The organism is Streptomyces sp. NPDC001093 (assembly GCF_040298985.1).
Lineage (GTDB): Bacteria > Actinomycetota > Actinomycetes > Streptomycetales > Streptomycetaceae > Streptomyces.
On sequence record NZ_JBEPBF010000100.1, the window covers coordinates 14,208 to 38,225 of the forward strand.

The following is a 24,018-nucleotide window of genomic DNA, read 5'->3' on the forward strand; positions in this document are numbered from 1 at the left end:
CTTGTGCGGCTGGGGGGTGGTCGTCCCCCCCGCCCAGGTCCCCGCCTCGTTCACCGGTTTCTGGGGGGCGGGGGGGGGGTGGGCCCCTTGGGGGGACCCCCCCCGGCCCGCCGCGGCCCGAGCCGTCTTCCAGGCCACCGGCCGTTTCCACGACCCCTGCTACGCCCGGGAGTGGACGGTTCCCGGAGTCGACGAGGAGTTCACGGCCGTCGTGGACCTGCTGATACGGGGTCTCAGCTCACCGTCACGGTGACCGGCGAGGAGTGGAAGGTGCCGGACCTGGTCGCCACCCGCACCTGATGGGTGCCCTTGGTGGTGAAGGTGCGCTTGATCGCGTAGGTGCCGTTCCTGTTGACGACCCCGGTGTACTTGAGCGTGCTCCACGTGCCGTTGCGCATGTGCTGCAGCACCAGCGTGGAACCGGCCCTGACGCCTCTGACCCGACCGGTGAACACCACGGTGTTCCCGACCTTGACCGCCTTGCGGTTGGCCGCGACGGTGATCGCGCCCATCGCGGTCGGCGTCCGCGACGGTCTCATGCTCGGCCTGGTGGTCGGCATGCCGGTGCGGGTCATCGAGGGCCTGGTGGTCGGCATGCCGGTGCGGGTCGTCGACGGCCTCGTGGTCGGCACGCCGCTACGCGTGATCGAGGGCCTGGCGGTCGGCAGGCCGCTGCGGGTCGTCGTGGGGGTGGGGGTGGGGGTCTGCGTGCTGGTCGCGGCGAAGGCTCCGGTCGTACCGCCGGAGAACAGCGCCACGGAGAGAACCCCGGCGCCCAGCGCGCGGCCGTAGCGGTGATGGCGGAGTACGGAGGTCATGTTCATCTCCTGTCGCTCGATCGGACGTCTCCCAGGCTGACCCGACTTCGCTCCGTCGGCCACTCGAGACGGTGCGTAACCATCGATCCGATCAAGCAAGTGCGCAGGTCAGCGCGGTGGTCCGGGTTCTTTTCCGGACCCCCGCGCTCAACGGGAGGGCTGCCGGTCCGCCGCCGGATCGACCGTCGCCTGATGGGCCTCGGCCAGGTGCTCCTCCGCCTTGAGCCACGGCAGGAACTGGGCGCCTCTGCGCCAGCCGCACGTGTCGCACCTGATCGTGCGCTGCACCCCCGTGCGCTGTACGCGAACGACGTGCTCCCGGCCGTGCCGGTCCCAGCGGCTGACCTTGCTCGTGCTGTTGCCCTGCGGCATGACGCCTCACGCCTCCTCGAGTCCTGTGGCACACCCCGCCGGGACAGGAGTGTGCAGCAAGACGAACATCAACAGGGGGAGCTTCACATGGAGTTGTCCAAGCCGTGGCCGGAGCCGTCCCGGCCCGGCCCTGTTCAGCCGACCTCGCGCGGCAGCCGCAGGCTGAGCAACCCGGTCAGCACGACCCCGGCCAACTGCACCAGCAGCGTGGTGACCAGCGCGTCCCGCATGCCCATGCGCGGCACGAGGGTGAGGAACAGGGTGCCGAGCGTGGCCACGCCGAGGGCGAGCGCGGACTGCTGGGTGGTGGCCATCACACCGCTGCCGACACCGGCCCGGGCGGGCGGCACCTCGGACATCACGATCCGGAAGAGATTGGGCAGTTGGAGCGCCTGCCCGGCACCGGCCACAGCGGCGCCCGGCAGCAGCGAGCCGAAGTCCAGGTGCGGCCAGTCCCGCCAGGCGGCCAGCACGAGCAGCAGCACGCCCACGCCCTGGACCACCGAGCCGGCGGTGACGACCCGGGTGCCGTGACGGGCCGTCAGCCGGGGCCCGGCGAGGGAGGTGAACAGGAACACCACGGCCATCGGCGCGAGCGCGAGCCCGGCCGCCACCGGACCGAGCCCGGCGCCCTTCTGCAGGGCCAGCGCGATGACGAACATGAACCCGCTGAAGCCGATGGAGAACGGCAGGATCAGGATCAGACCGCGCCGCAGCGAGGCCAGTGCCAGCAGGCTCGGCGGCACCAGCGGGGTCCGCCCCGCCCGGTCGGCCCGCCGCTCCACGGCCCAGAAGGCCCCGGCGGCGAACGGGAACGCGGCCAGCGACAGCCACGTCCACAACGGCCAGCCCGCGGCCCGGCCCTCGGTGAGCGGGGCGAGCAGGGTCAGCAGGGACGCCGCGAGCAGGAGCGTGCCGGGCCCGTCGACGGGCTCGGGGTGCTGCGACCGGGTCTCGGGCACGACCCGCACGGCGAGCAGCAGGCCGAGGGCGACCACGGGCACGTTGACGAGGAACACCGAGCGCCAGCCGGTCCCGGCGACATCGGCGGAGACGAGCACGCCGCCGAGTATCTGCCCGGCGACCATGGACAGTCCGGCGGTCGCGCCGTACAGGCTCATGGCCCTGGCGCGGCGCGCGCCGCTGGTGGTGGCCTGGATGGTGGCGAGCACCTGCGGCAGCATCGCGGCGGCCGAGGCGCCCTGCGCGACCCGCGCCGCGACCAGGCTCCATGCGTCCGGCGCCAGTCCGCAGGCCAGCGAGGTCAGTCCGAACGCGGCCATGCCGCCGAGGAACAGCCGGCGCCGCCCGAACAAGTCCCCGAGCCGCCCGCCGAGCACCAGCAGCACGGCGTACGCGACGCCGTACCCGGCCACCACCAGCTCCAGCACGGCCTCGCTCGCGGCGAGGTCGGTGCCGATGGTCGGCAGGGCGACGTTGACGATGAAGAAATCGACGAGCGGCAGCGCCGCGGCCAGCAGTACGGTGAACAGCCCGGGCCCGCCGAGTGCGGGCGGTGCGGCCGTCGTTCGGACGGCCGGGGTGATGACGGTCTCACTCATGACCCCGAGCCTGCGGCCCGGCCGAGACGGGTACCAGAGTGTCTTCATCCTGGTAGAAGAACTACCTGGCAACAGGATCACGGGCGCGGCACCCTGGAGGCATGACGATGACGGCCCAGGAGACCACGGCGCGCCCGGCCGGCGGCGCGGACATCCGGCGGCACGAGCTGGCCGCGTTCCTGCGCAGCCGCCGCGAGCGCATCACCCCCGAGCAGGTCGGCCTGCCGCGCGGGGCCCGGCGGCGTACGCCCGGCCTGCGCCGGGAGGAGGTCGCCCAGCTCTCCGCGGTCGGGGTGACCTGGTACACCTGGCTCGAGCAGGCCCGCAACATCCAGGTCTCCGTCCAGGTCCTCGACGCCCTGGCCCGCACCCTGATGCTGGACGCCAGCGAACGCGCCCACCTCTTCCAGCTGGCCGGCGCCACCGATCCGACGCCCGCCGCGAGCTGCCCGAGCGTCACCCCGGCCCTGCGCGAGATGCTGCGCCGGCTGGAGCCGGTCCCGGCCTGCGTCCAGAACAGCCGGTACGACATCCTGGCCTACAACCTCACCTACGGCCGCCTCCTCGGCGACCTGGACGCGATACCCGCGGAGGACCGCAACTGCATCCTCCTCACGTACACGAACAAGGACTGGCGGTCGTCGGTCGTCCACCTGGAGCAGACCCAGCGCCTGATGGCCGCCCGCCTGCGCGCGTCCATGGCCGGCCATCTCGGCGAGCCGGCCTGGAAGATGCTGCTGAAGCGCCTGCAGACGGAGTCCCCCGACTTCCGTGAGAACTGGGAGCGTTACGAGGTCGTCGGCGCCCGCACCAAGACCAAGGAGTTCCTCAACGCCCATGTGGGCCACCTCAAGTTGGAGCACACGGACCTGTGGCTCGGCCCCGAACAGGGCGCCCGCATGGTGACGTACACCCCCGCCGACGAGGAGACCCGCGAGCGCCTGGAGAGGCTCTACGACATCGCCCGCGGGGCCGCACTTCCGGCGGAGCGCTCAGCCGCGTCGCGCGGCTGAGACCGTCTGGCGGATCTCCGCGGACTGAAGGGTCTCGGCCGTGCGTTCCGCGGTGCGGCGGGCCCAGTGGCCGCTGGTGAGGAGGCCGAGGACGAGCACGGCCAGGCCGCAGGCGGTGAGGATCCACCAGCCGGGGCGGGCCGCCGTGACAAAGGCCTGCCTCATGGGCGACGAGCCGATCCCGGAGGCCAGAACGGCACCGACCACCGCGACACCGAGCGTCTGTCCCAGTTGCCGGCTCGTGGAGGCCACCGCCGCGGCGACCCCGGCCTGGGCGCGGGGCATGCCCGACACCGCCGTGTTGGTGATCGGCGCGTTCACGAAGCCGAAGCCGATGCCGAACAGGACGTAGCCGGCGAGCAGCGCGGCGTTCGACGTCTCCGCCTCGAAGGCCGCGAAGAGGGCGCCGCTCGCCGTCATCGCCGTACCGGCGATCAGGAGGGGCAGGCGGGGGCCGCGGCTGCCCACCAGGCGACCGGACAGCGGCGCGCACAGGAAGGTCGGCGCGGCCATCGGGAGCATCCACAGGCCCGCGTGCAGGGCGTCGAGACCGCGGACGTTCTGCAGGTAGAGCGTGGACAGGAACAGGAAGCCGCCCAGGGCCGCGAACGCGCTGATCGCGATCACCGTGGCGCCGCTGAACGGAGCCGAGCGGAAGAAGCGCAGGTCGATGAGGGGTTCGGTGCGCCGTGGCTCGTACCACAGGAGGCCGAGCAGGGCAGCGAAGGCGATCGCCATGAACGGGCCCACCGCGGTCGGGCCCGAGTCCGGCGCCTCGATGATGCCGTACGTCAGCGAGCCGAACAGGGCGATGACCAGGAGCTGGCCGACCGGGTCGGGGCGGCGGGCCTTCGGCGCGCGGGACTCGGGGACGAAGCGGAGGGTGAGCAGGAGGGCCGCGAGGCCGACCGGCAGGTTGATCCAGAAGATCGAGCGCCAGCTCACCGACTGGACCAGCAGGCCGCCGACCAGCGGACCCGCCGCCATGGATATGCCGACCACCGCGCCCCACACACCGATCGCGCGGGCCCGCTCACGGGCGTCGGTGAAGGTGTTGGTGATGATCGACATGGCGACCGGGTTGAGCATCGAGCCGCCGACCGCCTGCACCATCCGGAACACGACCAGCAGGGACAGGTTCGGCGCGAGCGAGCACAGCAGCGAGCCGACGGAGAAGACCACCAGGCCCGCCATGAAGACCCGCTTGCGGCCGATCCGGTCGGCCGTCGAACCCGCGAGCATCAGCAGCGAGGCGAGCACCAGGGTGTAGGCGTCGATCGTCCACTGCAGGCCGGAGGTGGTGGCGTGCAGATCGCGCTGCATGGACGGCAGCGCCACGTTCAGCACGGTGTTGTCCAGGCTCACGATCAGCAGGCTCATGCAGCAGATCGCGAGCACGAGGAGACGGCGGCGAGGGCTCAACTCGGGCATGGTGGCAATCGTACGCCCATATCGATAGTGCGTCTAACTAATAGCTTTCCTAAATGGTGTGTACTACACGAGGAGCGGCTGGAGCGGCCGGCCGAGCTGTCGGCCGAGTGAGGGACAATGGGTGCTTGCCCTGTGCTGTACGTCCGTCCCGGAGTCGCCTGATGTCCCACCCGCTCTCCATCGGCCCGCACGCCGTGACGCCGCCCGTCGTGCTCGCACCCATGGCGGGGATCACCAACGCGCCCTTCCGCACCCTGTGCCGGGAGTTCAGCGGTGGCAAGGGGCTGTTCGTCAGCGAGATGATCACGACCCGGGCACTGGTGGAGCGCAACGAGAAGACCATGCAGCTGATCAGGTTCGACGCGAGCGAGCAGCCGCGCTCGATCCAGCTGTACGGCGTCGACCCGGCGACCGTCGGCAAGGCCGTCCGCATGATCGCGGAGGAGGACCTGGCCGACCACATCGACCTGAACTTCGGCTGCCCGGTCCCCAAGGTGACCCGCAAGGGCGGCGGCTCGGCCCTGCCGTACAAGCGGAACCTGCTGCGCGCGATCCTCCGGGAGGCCGTGAGCGGTGCCGGAGACCTCCCGGTCACCATGAAGATGCGCAAGGGCATCGACGACGACCACATCACCTACCTCGACGCCGGCCGCATCGCCGTCGAGGAGGGCGTGACGGCCATCGCCCTGCACGGCCGCACGGCCGCCCAGCACTACGGCGGCACCGCCGACTGGGACGCCATCGCCCGGCTGAAGGAGCACGTCCCGGAGATCCCCGTCCTCGGCAACGGCGACATCTGGTCGGCCGGGGACGCACTGCGGATGGTGCGGGAGACCGGCTGTGACGGAGTCGTCGTCGGACGCGGCTGCCTGGGGCGGCCGTGGCTGTTCGCGGACCTTGTGGCGGCGTTCGAGGGGCGTACGTCCTTCGCCCGGCCGACGCTCCGGGAAGTCGCCGACGTCATGGTCCGGCACGCCACGCTGCTCGGGGAGTGGGCCGGCGACGAGTCCAAGGGTGTGGTCGACTTCCGCAAGCATGTCGCCTGGTACCTGAAGGGCTTCGCGGTCGGTTCCGAGATGCGGGGGCGGCTCGCGATCACGTCCTCGCTGCAGGAGCTGCGGGCCGGGCTCGACGAGCTGGACCTGGACCAGCCGTGGCCCACCGGCGCGGACGGGCCGCGCGGCCGTACGTCCGGCAACAACCGGGTGGTGCTGCCGGACGGCTGGCTGAAGGACCCGTACGACTGCGCGGGGGTCGGCGAGGACGCGGAGCTGGATACGTCGGGCGGCTGATCAGTTCTTCTTCGGATGCGGTGTCGAGCCGAAGGCCGACAGGAAGCGGTCGCGGAACGCGCTCATCTTCCAGACCGGTGCGGTGTGCGCGGGGCGGAGGCCGTCGGTCCAGCCCCAGCCGGCGATCTTGTCGAGGACCGTGGGGTCCTTGGCGACGATCGAGATCGGCACGTCACGGCTGGCGTGGTTGCCGCTGGCGTGGGCGTTCGGCTGGTGGTCGCCGAGGAAGACCAGCACGGTGTCCTTCGTGCCGTACCGCTCCAGCCACTCGGTCAGCGCCGTCACCGTGTACTGGACGGACTTGCCGTACTCCTCCTTGGTGTGCGTGTCGTCGGTGAGCGTGTAGGAGGACGGGTGGCCCGCCTTCTCGATGCCGTTGAAGATGGAGCCGTCGCCCAGCTGGTCCCAGCCGACCATTTTCGGGATCGGCGCCCAGGGCGTGTGGCTGGAGGTCAGGATGAGCAGCGACATCCGTGACTTGCCGGCGGCGGGCTGCTTGCTGTGCACCCGGTCCTGGAACTGCTGGAGCGTGTACTGGTCCGGCATGGTCGACCAGCTGAACTTCGGTCCCTTGTAGCCGAGTTGGAAGGCGTTGTAGACCTTGTCGAGGCCGTACCACTTCTGCTCCGGCCACGCCTTCTGCACACCCGGCATCACCCCGACCGTGTCGAAGGCGCCCGTCTTCCTGAACGCGTCGGTCAGGCTCATGTGGTCGCTCGCCATGACCGTGCGGTAGCGCTGCTGGTTGCTGATCCACAGGCCCGACATGGTGGTGGAGTGCCCGAGCCAGCTGCTGCCGCCGTAGGTCGCCGAGGTCAGCCATCCGCTCTTGGCGTGGAAGCCCGCCTTGGCCAGCGCCTTGGTGCGGGCGTCGAGGGTGGCGTCGACACCGGGCGCCATGATCGGGTCCTCCACGGCGCTGCGCCCGTAGCTCTCGATGAACGTGAAGACCATGTCCTTGCCCCGCAGATCCGGGACCAGCTGGCTGCCCGGCGTGTTCCCGAAGGCGTCGACCCTGGCCACCTTCCGGAACTCCGCCTCGTCCTTGAGCGTGTTCGAGATCCGGTGGGCCTGGTCCTTCAGAGCGTTCGCGGTGCTGTCGGCGGCGAGCGGCACGCCGGACAGCTGGAGGCCGAGGGAGGAGCAGGTGATCCACACCACCCCGGCGGCCAGCGTGCCCCGGGTCGCGGTGGCGGGGTGCCGGGCGAGCAGATTGCTCAGCCGGACCATCGACAGCGCCAGCAGGACGAAGACCGACAGCACGAGGACGATCACAGCGGCTACGGCGACGAGGGTGGCCGTACGGCCGTAGGAGTCCTCCAGATACGACTCCGCGTCGCCGAACAGGCTCCAGTCGAGCACGACGTTGAAGCCACGGCCGAGGTACTGGTTGAACCCCGCGTCGAGCAGGTTCAGCATGGCCATCGCGGCCAGCGCCACCCCGGACACCACGGCCAGCGCCACCCGCGGCCGCCGGGGCAGCGCGATCATCACGGCGGCCCCGATCACGGCCTCCGCCGGTATCCGCAGAAACCTGGAAGGGTGCAGGTCGGCCACGGAGCTGGGCATCACCAGCGCGGCGACGACGAGCATGGCGGCGAGCACGGTGACGGTGACGGACAGCGCCTGAGCGCCGACCGGATGCTCCGCCCGCCACTTCCCCGTCCACGTGGACCAGGCGGTCCAGGGACGCCGGAGCCGGGCGGTCCACGGGCGCCGGACGGGCTGCGGGCCGGATATGGGCTCGGGGGACGCCTCGGGGGCCGGGGACGCCCCGGGCTCGGCCGGGGACGCCTCGGGGGCCGGGGACGCCTCCGGCTCGGCCTCCTCGGCTTCTGCTCCGGCTGATGCGCGCGTGCTCATGTCCTGGGACAACCCGGCGTCCTTCCCTGCGAGACCGATCCGCCGTCCCGTACGGCCGGTCCCCGACCCGTGTTCAGAGCACTGAGCAAACACCGGGCAAATACGGTTCCCGCGACGGACCCGCAGCCCGCGACGGCGCTACACGCCCCCCACCGCTGTCAGCAGCGCGAGCGGCACCACAGCCGACCGAGCCTCCCGCACGCACGCATGCGGATACGGCACCGGCTCCGGATGCGTGTCCCTCCCGTACCCGGCCAGAACCTCCGGCAGCCGGTGCCCGGCGACGGTCGCCGCGTCCACCAGCGCGTGCGCCACCGCGCGGGCCTCGTCATGCAGCCCGTACCGCGCGAGACCCAGCGTGATCAGCGCGTTGTCATGCGGCCAGACAGAGCCACGGTGATAGGAGAGCGGATGGTACGCCGGCTGTCCGGAGGCCAGCGTCCGCACCCCCCACCCGGAGAAGAAGTCCGGCTCCAGCAGCCGCCGGCCCACCAGTTCGCCGTACTCCTTGTCCAGCAGCCCGGACCACAGCAGATGCCCGGCGTCGGACGCCAGCGCGTCGACCTGGCGGCCCTCGCCGTCCAGCGCGAGCGCCGGGAAGGAGTGCTCCCGCATCCAGAAGTCCCGCTGGAACCGGTCCCTCAGATCGGCGGCGGCCTGCTCCAGCAGGGCGCCGTACGTCTCGTCGCCCCACGCCGTCCGCGCCAGCCACGCCGTGCGGCGCAGCGCGTCGTAGGCGTAGCCCTGCGCGCCCGCCGCCATCACCGCGCCGGTGGGCCGGGTGCCGTCGGCGCAGCAGATCGCGCCGGGGGAGTCCTTCCAGTTCTGGTTGGCGAGGCCGCCCTCGTCGGCGCGGTAGACGAGGTAGCCCCGCGAGGTCAGGCCGCCGTGGTCCAGCATCCAGCCGACGGCGGCACGCGCGTGCGGCTCCAGGCGCCGGGCCGGACCGCTGTCCCCGGTCTGCTCGACGTACGCACCGAGCAGGATCAGGAACAGCGGGGTCGCGTCGACCGAGCCGTAGTACCGCCGGAACGGCACCTGCCCGAAGTGGGCCAGCTCGCCGTGCCGTACCTCGTGCACGATCTTGCCGGGCTGGGCGAGCGGGGACGAGCCGCTGCCGGTGGCCTGGGTCGCGGCGAGCGCGGGGAGCGTGGCGGCGGCCAGTTCGGGGCGGTACGGCAGCGCGAACAGGGATGTCAGCAGGGCGTCCCGGGCGAGGAGGGCGAGGAACCAGGGGGCGCCGCCGGCCGGGACGCGCACCTCCTCGCCGTCGGGTCCGCGCGCCGGCACCTGGAGCGCGGCCAGGTCGGCGAGGCCCCGGGCGCAGGCCGCCGCCAGCTCCGGCCAGCCGGTCGGGAAGGCCACGCCCTCCATGAACTCGCCTTCCAGCGCGCGGAGTTGCTCGCGCACGGACGCCGGGTCGCGGGGCACGCGCAGGGCGCGCTTCTCGCCGTGCGGGCGGGCCATCACCCGGAGCACCAGCTCCGTCGTGCCGTGCGGCGCCAGGTCGAGGGTCCACACCAGGCGGCGGGCGCCCGTGCCGGTCTCCTCCACGGCGTCGGGGGCCGGGTCGGCGATGATGGTCGTACGGGACTGCCACTCGGCACGCCGGTAGGTGAACTCGATGCCGTCGTCCAGGACTTCACGAGAGCGTACGGCGCCGGGCTTGGCGTAGGTGCGGTGGTCGGAGCGGAGCTCGAACTGGTCGGTGAAGTCCGCGTCGGCGGTGATGGCGAGCCGGACAGTGGTCGGCACCGGGCGGTTGCTGGTCACCCGCAGCGACTCGACGAACGAACTGTCGCCGACGGCCTGTTGACGGAAGAGGGTGTGCGCCGGAGGCTCCTGCCGGCCGCCGCGCGGGACCAGCACACAGCGGGCCGCGTCACCGTCGGTGACCGGCGTGAGCACCTCCGGCACTCCGCCGTCGACGGTGAGCTGCCAGCGGCTGAGGTGCCGGGCGTCCCGTACGAACAAGCCGTCCGGGGAGCCGCCGCCCCGGACCCCGCTGATGTCGCCCCGGTCGCCCACGGCGGCGAACGTCGCCCCGTGCACGAGCAGATGATGCCGGTCCGTCATCGCCGGTCCCCTCCTTCGTCACTTCTGTCGAACGTGCCGGTGGCCGCCTCGGACACGCCCTCGCGGGCGCCCTTGAGAAGGTCTTTGTGCAGCTCGTGGTGCAGGTCGAGGGCGAGCGCGGCCGTCCAGCCGAAGCCGGTCGCTCCGCAGGCCTCGCCGGTGCGGGGGTCGACGTACTCCGCGAAACCGGTGGCTTCGGCGAGCTGCAGCACGGCCGCGCGCAGCGCGTCGGCCCGCTCCCGCTCGCCGTGGATCCGCAGCCCCCGCTCCAGCAGCCAGCTGGTGTTGAACCAGGCCGGGCCGCGCCAGTACCGGTGCGGGTCGAAGGCCTCGCCGAGCAGGTCGTAACTGGGCACGAGACGGCTCCGCCCACCAAGCCCGAAGTGCGGCCCGCACAGCGTGCGCACGAGCGCGCCGACGACGTGGCGGGGCAGCCCGGGCAGCACGAGCGGCACCAGCCCGGACACACTCCGCTCCGGGATCAGCCCGTCCCCGCCCTGCCGGTGCACCGGGCCGGGGGCGCCCTGTGTGTGAGCCGGGCTGGGGGCACCTTGTGGGTGGGCCGGTCCGGAGATGCGCTGCCGGTCGGTCGGGTCGGGGGCGCCCTGTGCGGGGGCCGGGCATGGAGCACCCTGTTGGTGAGCCGGTCCAGAGATGCCCTGCTCGTCGGTCGGGCCGGTGGCACCCTGTTCGCAGGGTGGCCCGGAGGTGCCTGGCGCGGGGCTTCGGCCGGAGGTGCCTGGCGCGGGGCTTCGGCCGGCGGGGTGAGGTTCGCGGATCTGACTGGGGGTGCCTCGGTCGTGGACCGGGCTGGAGGGGCTCTGCGCGGGGTTTGGCTCGGAGTTGCCCGGCGCGGGGCTTTGGCCGGTGAGGACCGGCTCGCCGGCCGGGCCGGAGGGGTGAGGTTCGCGGATCCGGTCGGCGGTGCCTTGGCCGTGGGCGGAGCCGGCGGCGTCCGGCGCGGGACTCTGGCTGGAGGCGCCCGGCACGGGGTTTCGCCCGGAGCCGCCCGGTGCGAGGCTCTGGCCCGCCATGACCGGCCCGTCGACCAGGCCGGAGGCGTCCGGCGCGGGGAGCTGACCGGAGGCGTCCGGCGCGGGGAGCTGCCCGCAGGCGTCCGGCGCTGGGACCCGTTCGGAGGTGCTCGGTGCCGGGAGCCCGTCGGGCGGGCCCGGTGCCGGGATCCGGGCGGACACGTCCCTGGTGTGGATCGGTTCGTCGGCGTGCAGGTCGCGGCACAGGAACATTCCGGACGCCGGGTCCCACAGCCGCTCCACCAGCACCTGGGTCAGCCGTTCGGCGCGTGCGTGCCGGGCGGTGCCGGGCGCGCCCAGTTCCTCGGCGATCCGGGCCAGCGCGTGTTCGGAGGCGATGAGCAGGGCGTTGAACGCCGGGTCCTCCACGGCGAATTCAGCGCCGCCGCCCCCGTTCCCCCCGACCGTCCCATCCCTGTACCCGGCGTCCCGGTAGTCGGCGGCCAGCCGTACATACCGTCCGTAGTCCAGATCCGTCGGCCGGTCCTCGGGCGCCCCGTGGGCGAGGTCGGCGCGGCGGAAGGAGCGGGCCGGGGCGGGGGTGATCCGGGCGAGCGGGGCGTCCCAGCAGGGGCTGTTGTCCATACCCTGCTCCCAGGGATGGACCACCGACACCAGCCCCGCGCCGCCCAGGTCCCGGCGGTGCAGCAGATAGCGGTGCCAGGCGGCCAGCCGCGGGTACATCCGGGCCAGGAAGCCGCGGGCGCGCGACAGTCCGGGGTCGGCGCGGTGCACCAGCCAGGCCGCGAGCGCGTGTACCGGTGGCTGCACGATCCCCGACGTCTGTACGGTGCGCGGGGCGCCCGCCGCGCGACCAGCGGTGGAGGAGCGCCAGAAGTCGGGGCTGGGGAAGTAGGCGTCGAGGGGTACGGAGGGGTTGAACACGATGTGCGGGACGCGCCCGTCGGCCCACTGGGCGGCCAGCAGTGTCTCCAGCTCGGTCTGGGCCCGCAGCGGCGACACGTGCCGCAGACCGATCGCGATGAACGCCGAGTCCCAGGACCACTGGTGCGGGTACAGGCTCCGGGAGGGGACCGTCGAGGCGCCCGTCCAGTTCGCGTCGAGCACCCGGGCCGCCCCGACCCGCAGCGACGTGCCCGGGACCGGGGGATCGCACGCGGTCCCGTACGCCGCGGGCTCCGCGGGACGGACGGTGAGCTGCGTGCTGCTGTGATCCACTCGGGGCTCCCCGAAGACGAAGACGCCCGGCCGGTCCGACCGGGTTTGGTGTTGACCGTCGTAGAGTTACGTCTATTTAACACGCAAAACCCAATATGTAATGCAGGCTTGGGAAACACAAGGGGGTGCGCATGACCGAACGCCCGGGAAGAATCGGGAAGACCGGCAGCCCGGCCGGCGCCGGAGAACTGCTCGAACTCGTCCGCAGCGGACGGGCGGTGACGCGTGGTGCGCTCCAGCAGGCGACCGGACTGTCCCGCGCGACCGTCGGCCAGCGCCTGGACCGCCTCTTCCGCGCCGGCTGGCTGCGCGAGGGCGCCGGCGGCCCGGTCGGCTCACCGCTCGGCGGCCGCCCCTCCATCACCCTGGAGTTCGACGACTCCCACGCCGTCGTGCTCGCCGCCGACCTGGACACCCGGCACGCCCGCGCGGCCGTCCTGTCGCTGACCGGCGAGATCCTCGCCGAGCACTCGGGAACGCTCGTGATCGGGGACGGCCCGGAGGCCGTACTGTCCGAACTCGGCAACTGGTTCGCCGAGTTGCTGGAGAAGGCCGGGCGCCCGGCGGCGGAGGTCTGCGGCATCGGGCTCGCCGTGCCCGGCCCCGTGGACACCGGGACCGGCCGCGTCGTGCAGCCGCCGATGATGCCGGGCTGGGACGGCTACGACATAACGGGCCGCCTCTCCCGCGCCTTCACCGAGCACACGGGCGCCCCGGCCGTCCCCGTCCTGGTCGACAACGACGCCAACCTCATGGCGTACGGCGAACAGCGCGCCGGACACCCCGACTGCGCGGCCTTCGTGCTGGTCAAGGTGTCCACGGGCATCGGAGCCGGGGTGGTCGTGGACGGCTCGATCTACCGGGGGATCGACGGCGGCGCCGGCGACATCGGACACATCCGGGTCGGCGCGGACGCGCTGTGCCGCTGCGGTTCGCACGGCTGTCTCGCCGCCGTCGCGAGCGGGGGCGCCGTGGCCCGGCGGCTGGCCGAGAGCGGGGTGCCGGCCGCCTCCGGCGCGGACGTACGGGATCTGCTGGCCGCCGGACATCCGGAGGCGGCGGCGCTGGCCCGGGAGGCCGGGCGCCGGGTCGGTGACGTCCTGGCGACGGTGGTGACCCTGTTGAACCCCGGGGTGCTGATGATCGCGGGCGATCTGGCCGGGACCCCCTTCCTCACCGGTGTGCGCGAGCTGCTCTACCAGCGGGCACTGCCGCGCTCCACGGCCCACCTCGACGTCGTGACCTCCCGGCTGGGGGAGCGGGCCGCGCTCATAGGAGCGGGGGCCCTGGTGGTGGAACACCTCTACGCGCCGGAGCGGGCCGAGGAGCGGCTGCGGGCGCTGGGCGTCTGAGCTGGGCGTGTGACGTGGGTGTTTCCGGGTACCGGGAAGCGGTCCGCATGGTGAAATCCGGCGGGGTGTGGCAGCGTGATTCTCGCCACCCTTGATAAGGGTTGCGCTCAGATGAGCGGATCATGGGCGACTGCACTTCTCCAAGGGGTGGCACTGGGTGCCACCCCTTGATTGTTCATCGACTGAAATCAGACGTGCAGGTTCCCCGCTCATCTGAGCGAGAAACCCGGCCACGGGGGGTGCTTGCGTTCAAGAAGTGAAGACATCTGGCGATGTTGGCTTGCCAAGCTTTGACTTTCGATCCGCTGGCGGACGGGTGGTTACAGGCTCATGACGCACAAGTAGACGTACCCATGCGCCTTCGATCTGGGTATGTTCCTCGCCGTCAGGGCAGCCACCGTGGCCTCAAGGAGTCGAGACCCGTGTCGGAAAACAAAGAACCCCACGTAGTGAAGTTCGTTTACGACTTCACCGAGGGCAACAAGGACCTCAAGGACCTCCTCGGCGGCAAGGGCGCCAACCTCGCCGAGATGACCAACCTCGGTCTGCCGGTCCCTCCCGGCTTCACCATCACCACCGAGGCCTGCAAGGTCTACCTGGAGAGCGGTGAGGAGCCCGCGGCACTGCGTGACGAGGTGAGTGCGCACCTCGACGCCCTCGAATCCCGCATGGGCAAGAAGCTCGGCCAGCCCGACAACCCCCTCCTCGTGTCCGTCCGCTCCGGCGCGAAGTTCTCCATGCCGGGCATGATGGACACGGTCCTCAACATCGGTCTGTCGGACAAGTCGGTGCAGGGCCTGGCCAAGCAGGCCGGCGACGACCGGTTCGCCTGGGACTCCTACCGCCGCCTGATCCAGATGTTCGGCAAGACCGTCCTCGGCGTCGACGGCGACCTCTTCGAGGAGGCCCTCGAGGCGGCCAAGGAGGCCAAGAAGGTCACGGTCGACACCGACCTGGAGGCCGCCGACCTGAAGAAGCTGGTCACCAAGTTCAAGAAGATCGTCAAGGCGGAGGCCGGCCGGGACTTCCCGCAGGACCCGCGCGAGCAGATGGACCTCGCCATCAAGGCGGTCTTCGACTCGTGGAACGGCGACCGGGCCAAGCTGTACCGCCGCCAGGAGCGCATCCCGCACGACCTCGGTACGGCCGTCAACGTCTGCTCGATGGTCTTCGGCAACCTGGGCCCCGACTCCGGCACGGGCGTCGCCTTCACCCGTGACCCCGCCTCCGGCCACCAGGGCGTCTACGGCGACTACCTCCAGAACGCCCAGGGCGAGGACGTCGTCGCCGGCATCCGCAACACGGTCCCGCTCGCCGAGTTGGAGTCGATCGACAAGAAGTCGTACGACCAGCTCATGCAGATCATGGAGACGCTGGAGAACCACTACAAGGACCTGTGCGACATCGAGTTCACGATCGAGCGCGGTCAGCTGTGGATGCTCCAGACCCGCGTGGGCAAGCGCACCGCGGGCGCCGCCTTCCGCATCGCGACCCAGCTCGTCGACCAGGGCCTGATCGACGAGACGGAGGCCCTCCAGCGCGTCACCGGCGCCCAGCTGGCCCAGCTGATGTTCCCGCGCTTCGACGAGCAGGCGAAGGTCGACAAGGTGGCGCGCGGCATCGCCGCGTCTCCCGGCGCCGCGGTGGGCCGGGCGGTCTTCGACTCGTACACGGCCGTCAAGTGGTCCCGCTCGGGCGAGAAGGTCATCCTGGTCCGCCGCGAGACGAACCCGGACGACCTGGACGGCATGATCGCGGCCGAGGGCATCCTGACGTCGCGCGGCGGCAAGACCTCCCACGCGGCCGTGGTCGCCCGGGGCATGGGCAAGACCTGCGTGTGCGGCGCGGAGGAGCTGGAGGTCGACACCAAGCGCCGCCGCATGACGGTCCCCGGCGGCCACGTCGTCGAGGAAGGCGACGTCATCTCCATCGACGGCTCCTCCGGCAAGGTCTACCTGGGCGAGGTCCCGGTGGTCCCGTCCCCCGTGGTGGAGTACTTCGAGGGCCGGATGCACCCCGGCGCCGACGACGCGGACGAGCTGGTCGAGGCCGTCCACCGCATGATGGCCTTCGCCGACCGCAAGCGCCGCCTGCGCGTCCGCGCCAACGCCGACAACGCCGAGGACGCCCTGCGCGCCCGCCGCTTCGGCGCCCAGGGCATCGGCCTGTGCCGCACGGAGCACATGTTCCTCGGCGAGCGCCGCGAGATGGTCGAGAAGCTGATCCTCGCGGACACGGAGAGCGAGCGCGAGGCGGCCCTGACGGAGCTGCTCCCGCTCCAGAAGAAAGACTTCGTAGAACTCTTCGAGGCGATGGACGGCCTCCCGGTGACGATCCGTCTCCTGGACCCGCCGCTGCACGAGTTCCTGCCCGACATCACCGAGCTGTCGGTCCGCGTGGCCCTGGCCGAGTCCCGCCAGGAGCCGCACGAGAACGAGCTCCGCCTGCTCCAGGCGGTGCACCGCCTGCACGAGCAGAACCCGATGCTGGGCCTGCGCGGCGTCCGTCTCGGCCTCGTCATCCCCGGCCTGTTCACGATGCAGGTCCGCGCGATCGCCGAGGCGGCGGCGGAGCGCAAGTCCGCGAAGGGCGACCCGCGCGCGGAGGTCATGATCCCGCTGGTCGGCACGGTCCAGGAGCTGGAGATCGTCCGCGAGGAGGCCGACAAGGTCATCGCCGAGGTCGAGGCCGCGACGGGTACGCAGCTGAAGCTGGCGATCGGCACGATGATCGAACTCCCCCGAGCCGCCCTCACGGCGGGCCAGATCGCCGAGGCGGCGGAGTTCTTCAGCTTCGGCACGAACGACCTGACGCAGACGGTGTGGGGCTTCAGCCGCGACGACGTCGAAGCGAGCTTCTTCACCGCATACCTGGAAAAGGGCATCTTCGGCGTCAGCCCCTTCGAGACGATCGACAAGGACGGCGTCGGCTCCCTGGTGAAGTCGGCGGCGGAGGCGGGCCGGCGTACCCGCCCCGACCTCAAGCTCGGCGTCTGCGGTGAGCACGGCGGCGACCCCGAGTCCGTCCACTTCTTCCACGAGGTCGGCCTGGACTACGTCTCCTGCTCCCCCTTCCGCATCCCGGTGGCCCGCCTCGAGGCAGGCCGCGCGGCAACGCAGTCGACGGGCAGCGACCACCGCTAGGCCCTCCCGGCTCACCTGAACCCCGGAGCCGCCGCTGGTCCCCGACCCTCACCGATCGGCGACGGCTCCGGCGCACGAAGAGGAGAGGCGGCACCCTGTGCGGGGGTGCCGCCTCTTCGCGCATCATCTGCGGGGACTGTCAAGATAGGTCGCTGAGCAGGCAAATTGGCGTTTGTTGGCGTTGGTCACCGTTGAACCCGCGCGAAGCGGTTGTGCCCTCCAGGTGCGTCTGGGCCCGTGACGGAGCCGTGCGGGACGCCCGCAGGAGCGCCGCATCGCTCGCTGTCCCGGACCACGCACTCGGCCTACCGGCCCGACCGATATTCCCTGCGTGCAGGGTCCGCGACTCGATGCGCATTGGCTCCTGCGGAGACGTCGGAATCCACACCGGGGACGCACTGGCCGTGTCGCCAGGTGTTGCGCAACCGCCCCTATCAGGGCAGAGACACAGCGGGTCGGCAATACCCGATCTTGTAGCGTGGGGGCCGGGACCCATCAGACTGGACGAGTTCGCCGCCGGCGGGAACGACGGTGAACCACCCCAACAGAGCTGCCTGGTTGGAACACGTCGAAATGCCTGGTGAAGTGCGCGGAGAGGTCCTTGGAGAGATCCGTTGGACATGCCTGGCACCGGGCCGAGGAGTTGCGGTCCCGGCTCAGTCCTCCTCCTGGCCGTCCATCGCCGGTATAGGAGACACTGAGGCCGAAGTTGTCTGAGGACCCGGTGGGGGAGTGCCTGCGTGGACATTGCGATCAGTGTGCAGAGCGGCGGAGCCGACGGCCTTACAAGTCTCAAGGAATGGTTGGAGTACGAGCCTGAGCTGCGCGGGCGGGTACAGCTGTCTCCGGCGGTCCCGGCCAACGGTGACATGGGCGCGGCCTTCGACCAACTGGTGGTGATGCTGGGTTCGGGCAGCGCGTTGGCCCTGGCACGTTCACTGCCGATCTGGCTCCGGCAGCGTCGCTCGACCGTGGAGATCACGTTGACACGTCCGGATGGCAGCAGCGTGGAGATCAAGGCGGACCAGGCGCAGCACGCCGACGCGCTGATCCGGGAAGCCCTGCGCGACAGCCGCCTGGCCGAGGAATCCTGACGTGCGGTTACCGGACCCCACCACGTCACGGGCCGTACTCATCGGCACCCGAAGCTACGACGTGGATTCCGGCCTCGCCGAACTGCCCGGCGTCACCGGCAATATCAACGGTTTGACGAGGGCACTGATGGAGCTCACCGGATTGCCTCCGGAGCACTGCCTGCCCCTGGTCGACCAGACCGACGACCGGGAGGTGTGCCGGCAGGTGCGCCGGGCCGCCGACGAGGCCGAGGACCTGTTGCTGGTGTATTTCGCCGGCCACGGCCTCATCGGCCAGGACGGCAGGGAGCTGTACCTCGCCCTGCCGCACAGCAATCCGGCGGACCCGCTGTTCAACGCGGTGCGGTTCGCGGAGCTGCGTCAGCTGATCACGCGTAGTCCGGCCCGCAACCGGGTGCTGATTCTGGACTGCTGCTATAGCGGCCGGGCGATCCCTGACACCATGTCAGGCGCCGCCGAGGACATCGCGTTCGCGCAGACCGAGGTTTCGGGCACCTACACGCTCACCGCGACCTCGGCGACCATGACGGCGCTGGCTCCGGTCGGGGAACGGCGGACCCTCTTCACCGGTGCACTGCTCGACCTCCTTGACAGCGGAGTCGCCGAAGGCGAGCGCCTGCTCACGCTTGGCAGCATGTACGCGCAGCTGAGGCGCACCCTCACGCCGCAGCCCCGGCAGCAGGGCAGCGACACCGCCGCCGAATTGGCGCTTGCCGTCAACGCCGCCCACCGGTCGGCGGTCCACGACGACGGGATCGACAGCACGGTTGCTTCCCCGGCCGGTGCAGCGTCGGCCGTCCCCGGGAGCGCGCCGGAGGCGGTCCTGCTGACCGCCTCCCCTGGGCTGGCTGGAGCCCGCCGGCTACTGTCCGTACTGCGCTGGCTGCTGGTGGCCTGCGTGGTCGCTGTCACGCACGCAGCCGTGGTGGGCGGCGGGTTTCCCTTCTCCGATCCCCAGTTCCTCAGCGTCGATGCGAGCTCCCTGCTCCTGGCTCTGCTCTGGGTTGTGCTGGTGCCAAGGCTGCCGCGGCGCTACGGGCTCCTCGTCGACGAGCAGGGCCTGACCCTCACGGCCAACCAGGACGTTCACCGGCTGGCGTGGCAGGATGTGCAGCGCGTCAGCACGGTCCGCTCCTCCCCAGGGCGTCTCCTCCCCAGCCAGGTCGCGATCTGGCCGCGCCGTGGCTTCGTTCCACCACGGCGGCAGCGGTTCGGCCCCCGCACTGACCACAAGCAGGGCTTCGTCCGGTTCTGCCGCCTGGCGTGGCTCAACGCCTCCGCGGATGACGTGGCCGCAGTCATCGCCAGGCATGCGCCAGGGCTTTGGGATGACGCACATGGACTACGGTCCGAACTACCCGCCGCGCACTTCGGGAAGAAGCGCGCCGTACGGACAGCCGGCGTCTTCTGGGCTGCCGTCTTCACGGTGCCGGGGTCCGTCGGCCTTTTCGGCCTCCTCGCGGACGATTTGATCACGAAGGCCGTCGGGTTGTGTTGGCTGGTGTTCTGGACTCTGCCTGGGTTGTATGTCCTGACCTTCAGTTTCCTGCCGGTCCGCCTCCGAATCGACCAGCAGGGCATCGGGGTACGCGCCAACCTCTCCCGGTTAGACGCGACCTGGCCCGAGATCGAGGATGTGACGGTCCGGCCCGGAAAGCACGGACCCGAACTGAGGATTCGTACCGCCCAACGTCCGGTTGCAACGTGGCCCTTCACCGGAAAGCTCGCGCTTCCCTACGACCCGCGCACCCGAACGGTGACCCTGGTGCTCGCCGCGTTCGCCATGCTGCCGGCCGAACTCGATGCCGCCCTCGCACGGTTCGCCGGGCACGGATGGGTCGGGCGGCAGGACGAGGAAGACGCCTCCGGTGGAGTTTTCGGCGAGGACTACACGCTCGTTGGTCGGCTAGCCGGGCCGCGCTGCAAGTCGATCTGGGTGGTGGGCATCTCCGCAGCAACGGCCCTACCCGTCTACCTCGAACAAGTGGTGAGCCCGGGAGCTTCGCTGCTACTGGCCCTGGTTGCGGCGGCCCTGGCGATGGTGGCCGGGGCCACGGCCGCGGAGAGGTGCGAGCTGTGCATCGACGCACAGGGGCTGGAGTTGCGCAGCGGTGCCTTCAACTCCCGCGTGCCGTGGGCGGCGATTAGTCGTGCAGCGGTGACCCAGCGGGCGCATTTCGCGCTCACTGGGCCCGCTCCCGCCCTGATGGTGTGGTTCAAGGATGGCGCACGCGTTCCGGGTAAGTGGCGCTGGCGGCAGTGTTTCGTCCCGCACTCCGGCGGGGTAGCGGTGGTGGAGCTCCGGTCCTTTGACGGGGTACGCGCTGACCAGCGGCACCTCGCCGTCGCGCTGTCCCACTTCGCCGGGCCGGAGCGCACCGCTCCAGCCGCGGCGGAAAGGTGAGAGACACGGGTGAGCGCAGGGGCGGCGCAGCCAGAAGTGGCGCGCCCGCGCTGGCTTGGGAGAGCACACCCAGCCCCGCACTCGCCGTACAGCCTGGAGCCCTCGCTCACCGTTAGCCGGAATTGCGCATCCTTTGCGCAGTGGACGTCAATATTGCGCATCAACTCGCGCACCCTGCACTACGGTTTCGTGACTACATGCCGACCGCGGATCGGGAGATGTTCCTGCGGCTCGTCGGCAGGATCGCGGCAGAGCCTGAAGGCGCCGACAGGCACCTTGCCTACACGACCGACACTGTGACGCGCGCGGCCTGGGAAGACCACGTAATGGTCCACTACGTCGTGACGAGATTCTTCGTGGCCGTCATGGAGGCTGACATCTACGACGTGTCGCGTGCCTTCAACGAGGAGATGATCAGCAGCGTGACCGACGACGAGGTGCTGGAGGCAGTCAAGGCCCGCGTCAGGGCGGGGCGTCCAACGGACTTGGGCAGCCATCTGCTTACGCCGGCGCCCGCATCGGCGGAGGCGCTGGCGGAGGCTGAGCGCATCATCGGCTATCCACTCCCGCCTCTGCTCCGCCGCCTTTATACGGAGGTGGCCAACGGTGGCTTCGGTCCCTTCGGCGGCATCGAAGGCCTTCGCGACGGATATACGAGCGACGGGCCAAGCATGCTGGAGATGTATCTCCAGTACGACGAGCCCGGTCCGGATCCAGAAGAGCAAGCGCCGCCTTCTCCGCCTCACGGGGTGCTGTTGGTCTGCAACCACGGCTGTGCCATGTGGTCCATGCTCGACTGCCGTCACCCGGAGGGGCAGATGTGGTGGTGGGACCAGGGAGACCGGCACAAGTGCGATCTGACCCTGCGTGACTGGATGATCATGTGGCTCGACGGGAGACTTGAGCACGGCATCCCGGGCCATCTCGCGGTGGAGGACGAGGAATCATGGTGCTGGCCCGAGACCGACGGGCTCTGAGCAGACGGCATGCCGCAGGCGCGTGCCCCGTTGGCCGCCTAGACTCTCGCTGCGCTGATCGGCGCAACCACCGGCGTGGCGGATTCGCAGACCAGGCCGAGTGGTCGGCGAGGCTGTGGCAGGTTCGACCGGCAAGGAGTATCGGTGGCAGTGACTGGCGGGGCGGCGCCCCGATCCTGGCGCTGGTATGGCGCAGCCGCTCTGGCCTCAGCTGCGTTCCCTGCCGTGTTCGTGCAGGCCACACTCCTCGCGAACTGGTACGTGGATCACCCGGTGATCGACCCCGGTGACGATTCACCCGGCGGCGGCAACATGGGGAACGTGATCGCCTTGCCTTTTTTCGCCGTTGCTGCGATCGCCTGCCTGCTCTTCCCTCTGCTCTGGGGAATCGCGGCGTTGCGCAAGTGGAGGGGCGCGGCGGTGAAGGAGCTGGCGGAGATTTCCAGCGTCCTGCAGGGTGTCGCCTTGCTGGTGGCCCTTCCGGTCGTCACGACCCTGCCTTGCAACTGGGCCGACGTCACAGCCCTCGTCGCCGCAGAGCTGCTCGCACTGGGTATCGTCCTGGGACCATTCTGGTCGCGCCGGACAGGCCCTGGTGTGCTGAGTCATTCATCCGTCGGCAGCATGAGGCGAGGCTCTTGAGGATCTCGTTGGCGGTCCTGGTCCACACGAAGGGCTTCGGTTCCGCTTGCCGTTCCTTGACCCAGGAGCGGACGTCCTTCTCCAGCGCGGCGACGCTGCGATGGCGGAACGGCGGAGCTTGCGGTTGGTCAGCTCGGCGAACCATCGCTCGACGAGGTTGAGCCAGGACGCGTTGGTCGGGGTGAAGCGCAAGTGGAAGCGCGGGTGCCGCAGCGGCCACTTGTGCACGGCCGGGGTCTTGTGGGTCGCGTAGGTCCTGGTGGCGGTGGCCCCGGTGGTGCTCGGCCGTCACCGCGCTGCTGGACAGCTCCAGCGCGTCGAACAGGCTGGTGGTGCCGTGCCGCACGCAGTCGTGGCTCATCCTGGCTGGGGTGGCGGGCAGTACCGGCAGGATCGGCAGGGTGCGGTCGATGGCCTGCATCTGGCCTTTTTCGTCCACGCGCAACACCAGCGCCCGCTCGGGCGGGTCGAGGTAGAGCCCGACGATGTCGCGGATCTTGTCGATGATCTGCGGGTCGGTCGACAGCTTCCAGGTCTCCCCCTGATGCGGCTTGAGCCCGAAGGCCCGCCAGATACGCGAGACCGTTGTCTGTGACATCCCGGTCGCCGTCGACCGCGTCGACCACGTCGACCAGTGGGTGTCTCCCTTCGGCGGTGCCGGCTCCAGCGTCCTGACCGCGACTTCCTCGGCCTGGCCGTCGCCGACAGTGCGCGGCCGGCCTGGAGGCGGCTCGTCGACCAGCCCCTCCAGCCGGTGTTCCAGGAAGCGGCGGCGCCACTTGGCGACCATGTCCCGCGAGACGCTCGACTCTGCAGCGACCGCGGTGATCGTCCCGCCCTGGGCGCAGGCCAGGTTGGTCCGCGAGCGCACGGGGAGAATCTGCGCCGTCCTGCGACGGCGTACCCATCCGCGCAGCACCCGCTGTTCCTCGGCGGTCAGTTCCAAGGGCGCAGGCTGCGGACTCGGCCCACCCACTCTGCAGCTACCGCCGAATTGACGACTCAGCACACTTGGTGAACTGGGATGCCCATTAGGTGAGTTGAGGTATGGCGGGACAGACCGTCGACTTTCGGCCGATGTCTGATTGCGGATCACCTGATGCGGTGGTGAGGGACCGGGCAGATCGTTTCTTTGCGCTTTCGTGGGGTTACAGTGCGTGATCTCGCGGTAGCTGTCGGAGCTGCCGGTGATGACGGAGGTACCAAGTGAAGAAGGCGATGGTGGGCTTGGCGGCGGCCGGTCTGATCCTCACGGCGGCGGGGACGGCGGCCGCAGCCTGGTCGGCGTCCATTCCTGTGCTCACGTCAGGAGGTGTGGAGTTCGCGGAGGGCCAGTACAAGTTCAACCCCGCGGGAGTGAACCACGGTGCCTTCGAGTGGGCCGGCAAGCTCCGCGATGCGAATGGCGGTGACGGCCACAACGTCTACATGCAGGTCCGCGTCGAGGGGCACGACTGGGCCCGGTACGACGGCAAGCAGAGGCAGTCGGTGTGGATGCACCACTCGAACTGGGACGGTGCTGAGCGCTACACCATTAACGCGTACATGCGTGCGTGTCGCGACCGCGGAAGTCTCCGTCCCGACAACTGCTCTCCCGGGCAGCACTTCGCCAACCACTAGGACCGACCGACATGCGGAGCCCGGATCGCAGGATCCGGGCTCGCACTCTCCTTAGACGTCGTCTCATTTGGTGAGTCTGCGGTAGCAGATGAGGCTGCAGGCGATGGCGGTGAAGGCCAGGAAGTGTTCGGCCTTGCGTTCGTATC

At 70.6% G+C, this 24,018-nt stretch carries 16 protein-coding genes and 2 pseudogenes; 10 read left to right on the forward strand and 8 right to left on the reverse strand.

From position 1 onward, the window contains the following. Positions 1 to 253 (forward strand): annotated as a pseudogene (locus ABT288_RS35540) (hypothetical protein); the annotation flags it as partial. On the opposite strand, the gene ABT288_RS35545 reads toward ABT288_RS35540, so the two are convergent. Next, entirely contained in the window at positions 234 to 512 is a 279-nt protein-coding gene (locus ABT288_RS35545; protein WP_351616895.1) for a hypothetical protein, read from the reverse strand. The pseudogene ABT288_RS35540 and the gene ABT288_RS35545 sit on opposite strands and share 20 nt — an antisense overlap. Here ABT288_RS35545 and ABT288_RS35550 point away from each other — a divergent pair. Next, on the forward strand, positions 499 to 792 hold the full coding sequence (locus ABT288_RS35550) for a hypothetical protein (protein ID WP_351616898.1): 294 nt from the start codon (positions 499 to 501) through the stop codon (positions 790 to 792). The genes ABT288_RS35545 and ABT288_RS35550 overlap by 14 nt on opposite strands. A gap of 173 nt (positions 793 to 965) precedes the next feature. Here the strand turns inward: ABT288_RS35550 and ABT288_RS35555 are convergent, their stop codons facing one another. Both ABT288_RS35555 and ABT288_RS35560 read right to left on the reverse strand, forming a co-directional pair. Then, positions 966 to 1,190, reverse strand: a complete 225-nt coding sequence (locus tag ABT288_RS35555) for a hypothetical protein (RefSeq protein WP_351616901.1) — start codon at positions 1,188 to 1,190, stop codon at positions 966 to 968. Positions 1,191 to 1,324: 134 nt separating this feature from the next. After that, entirely contained in the window at positions 1,325 to 2,752 is a 1,428-nt protein-coding gene (locus ABT288_RS35560; protein ID WP_351616904.1) for an MFS transporter, read from the reverse strand. 101 nt (positions 2,753 to 2,853) lie between these two features. Here ABT288_RS35560 and ABT288_RS35565 point away from each other — a divergent pair, with 101 nt between their 5' ends. Continuing rightward, a complete protein-coding gene (locus tag ABT288_RS35565) occupies positions 2,854 to 3,765 on the forward strand; it encodes a helix-turn-helix transcriptional regulator (RefSeq protein ID WP_351616907.1) in 912 nt (303 codons plus the stop codon). Here the strand turns inward: ABT288_RS35565 and ABT288_RS35570 are convergent. Further along, a complete protein-coding gene (locus ABT288_RS35570) occupies positions 3,745 to 5,196 on the reverse strand; it encodes an MFS transporter (RefSeq protein ID WP_351616909.1) in 1,452 nt (483 codons plus the stop codon). The two genes, ABT288_RS35565 and ABT288_RS35570, sit on opposite strands and share 21 nt — an antisense overlap. Before the next feature lie 161 nt (positions 5,197 to 5,357). Here ABT288_RS35570 and dusB point away from each other — a divergent pair, with 161 nt between their 5' ends. Continuing rightward, on the forward strand, positions 5,358 to 6,488 hold the full coding sequence (gene dusB / locus ABT288_RS35575) for a tRNA dihydrouridine synthase DusB (RefSeq protein WP_351616911.1): 1,131 nt from the start codon (positions 5,358 to 5,360) through the stop codon (positions 6,486 to 6,488). On the opposite strand, the gene ABT288_RS35580 is transcribed toward dusB, so the two are convergent. The 3 genes from ABT288_RS35580 to ABT288_RS35590 form a co-directional block, all read right to left on the reverse strand. Next, positions 6,489 to 8,351 (reverse strand): alkaline phosphatase family protein, encoded by a 1,863-nt coding sequence (locus ABT288_RS35580; protein ID WP_502972908.1) that lies wholly within the window; start codon positions 8,349 to 8,351, stop codon positions 6,489 to 6,491. 138 nt (positions 8,352 to 8,489) lie between these two features. Beyond that, positions 8,490 to 10,427 carry an amylo-alpha-1,6-glucosidase gene (locus ABT288_RS35585; RefSeq protein WP_351616912.1) on the reverse strand — a complete coding sequence of 646 codons (1,938 nt, stop codon included), beginning with the start codon at positions 10,425 to 10,427 and terminating at the stop codon, positions 8,490 to 8,492. Then, positions 10,424 to 12,640: an MGH1-like glycoside hydrolase domain-containing protein gene (locus ABT288_RS35590; protein WP_351616915.1), complete on the reverse strand. Its 2,217-nt coding sequence runs from the start codon at positions 12,638 to 12,640 to the stop codon at positions 10,424 to 10,426. The genes ABT288_RS35585 and ABT288_RS35590 overlap by 4 nt, the downstream gene beginning before the upstream one ends. Positions 12,641 to 12,771: 131 nt before the next feature. On the opposite strand from ABT288_RS35590, the gene ABT288_RS35595 reads away from it, so the two are divergent. The 5 genes from ABT288_RS35595 to ABT288_RS35615 all read left to right on the forward strand — a co-directional run bounded on the left by ABT288_RS35595 (position 12,772) and on the right by ABT288_RS35615 (position 21,610). Continuing rightward, positions 12,772 to 13,992, forward strand: coding sequence for an ROK family transcriptional regulator (locus ABT288_RS35595; protein WP_351616917.1), 1,221 nt, complete (start codon positions 12,772 to 12,774; stop codon positions 13,990 to 13,992). A gap of 422 nt (positions 13,993 to 14,414) precedes the next feature. Beyond that, on the forward strand, positions 14,415 to 17,135 hold the full coding sequence (gene ppdK, locus ABT288_RS35600; RefSeq protein ID WP_351616920.1) for a pyruvate, phosphate dikinase: 2,721 nt from the start codon (positions 14,415 to 14,417) through the stop codon (positions 17,133 to 17,135). Positions 17,136 to 17,875: 740 nt separating this feature from the next. After that, complete coding sequence (locus ABT288_RS35605; RefSeq protein WP_351616923.1) at positions 17,876 to 18,229, forward strand: effector-associated constant component EACC1; 354 nt, start codon at positions 17,876 to 17,878, stop codon at positions 18,227 to 18,229. Between the two features lies 1 nt (position 18,230). Next, positions 18,231 to 20,633, forward strand: a complete 2,403-nt coding sequence (locus ABT288_RS35610) for a caspase family protein (RefSeq protein WP_502972909.1) — start codon at positions 18,231 to 18,233, stop codon at positions 20,631 to 20,633. A 140-nt stretch (positions 20,634 to 20,773) separates the two neighbouring features. Then, positions 20,774 to 21,610: an SMI1/KNR4 family protein gene (locus ABT288_RS35615; protein ID WP_351616929.1), complete on the forward strand. Its 837-nt coding sequence runs from the start codon at positions 20,774 to 20,776 to the stop codon at positions 21,608 to 21,610. Positions 21,611 to 22,205: 595 nt separating this feature from the next. Here ABT288_RS35615 and ABT288_RS35620 read toward each other — a convergent pair. Then, positions 22,206 to 23,228 (reverse strand): annotated as a pseudogene (locus ABT288_RS35620) (IS630 family transposase); the annotation flags it as partial. Between the two features lie 230 nt (positions 23,229 to 23,458). Here ABT288_RS35620 and ABT288_RS35625 point away from each other — a divergent pair. Further along, complete coding sequence (locus ABT288_RS35625; protein ID WP_351616932.1) at positions 23,459 to 23,872, forward strand: hypothetical protein; 414 nt, start codon at positions 23,459 to 23,461, stop codon at positions 23,870 to 23,872. Positions 23,873 to 24,018 lie beyond the last annotated feature (146 nt).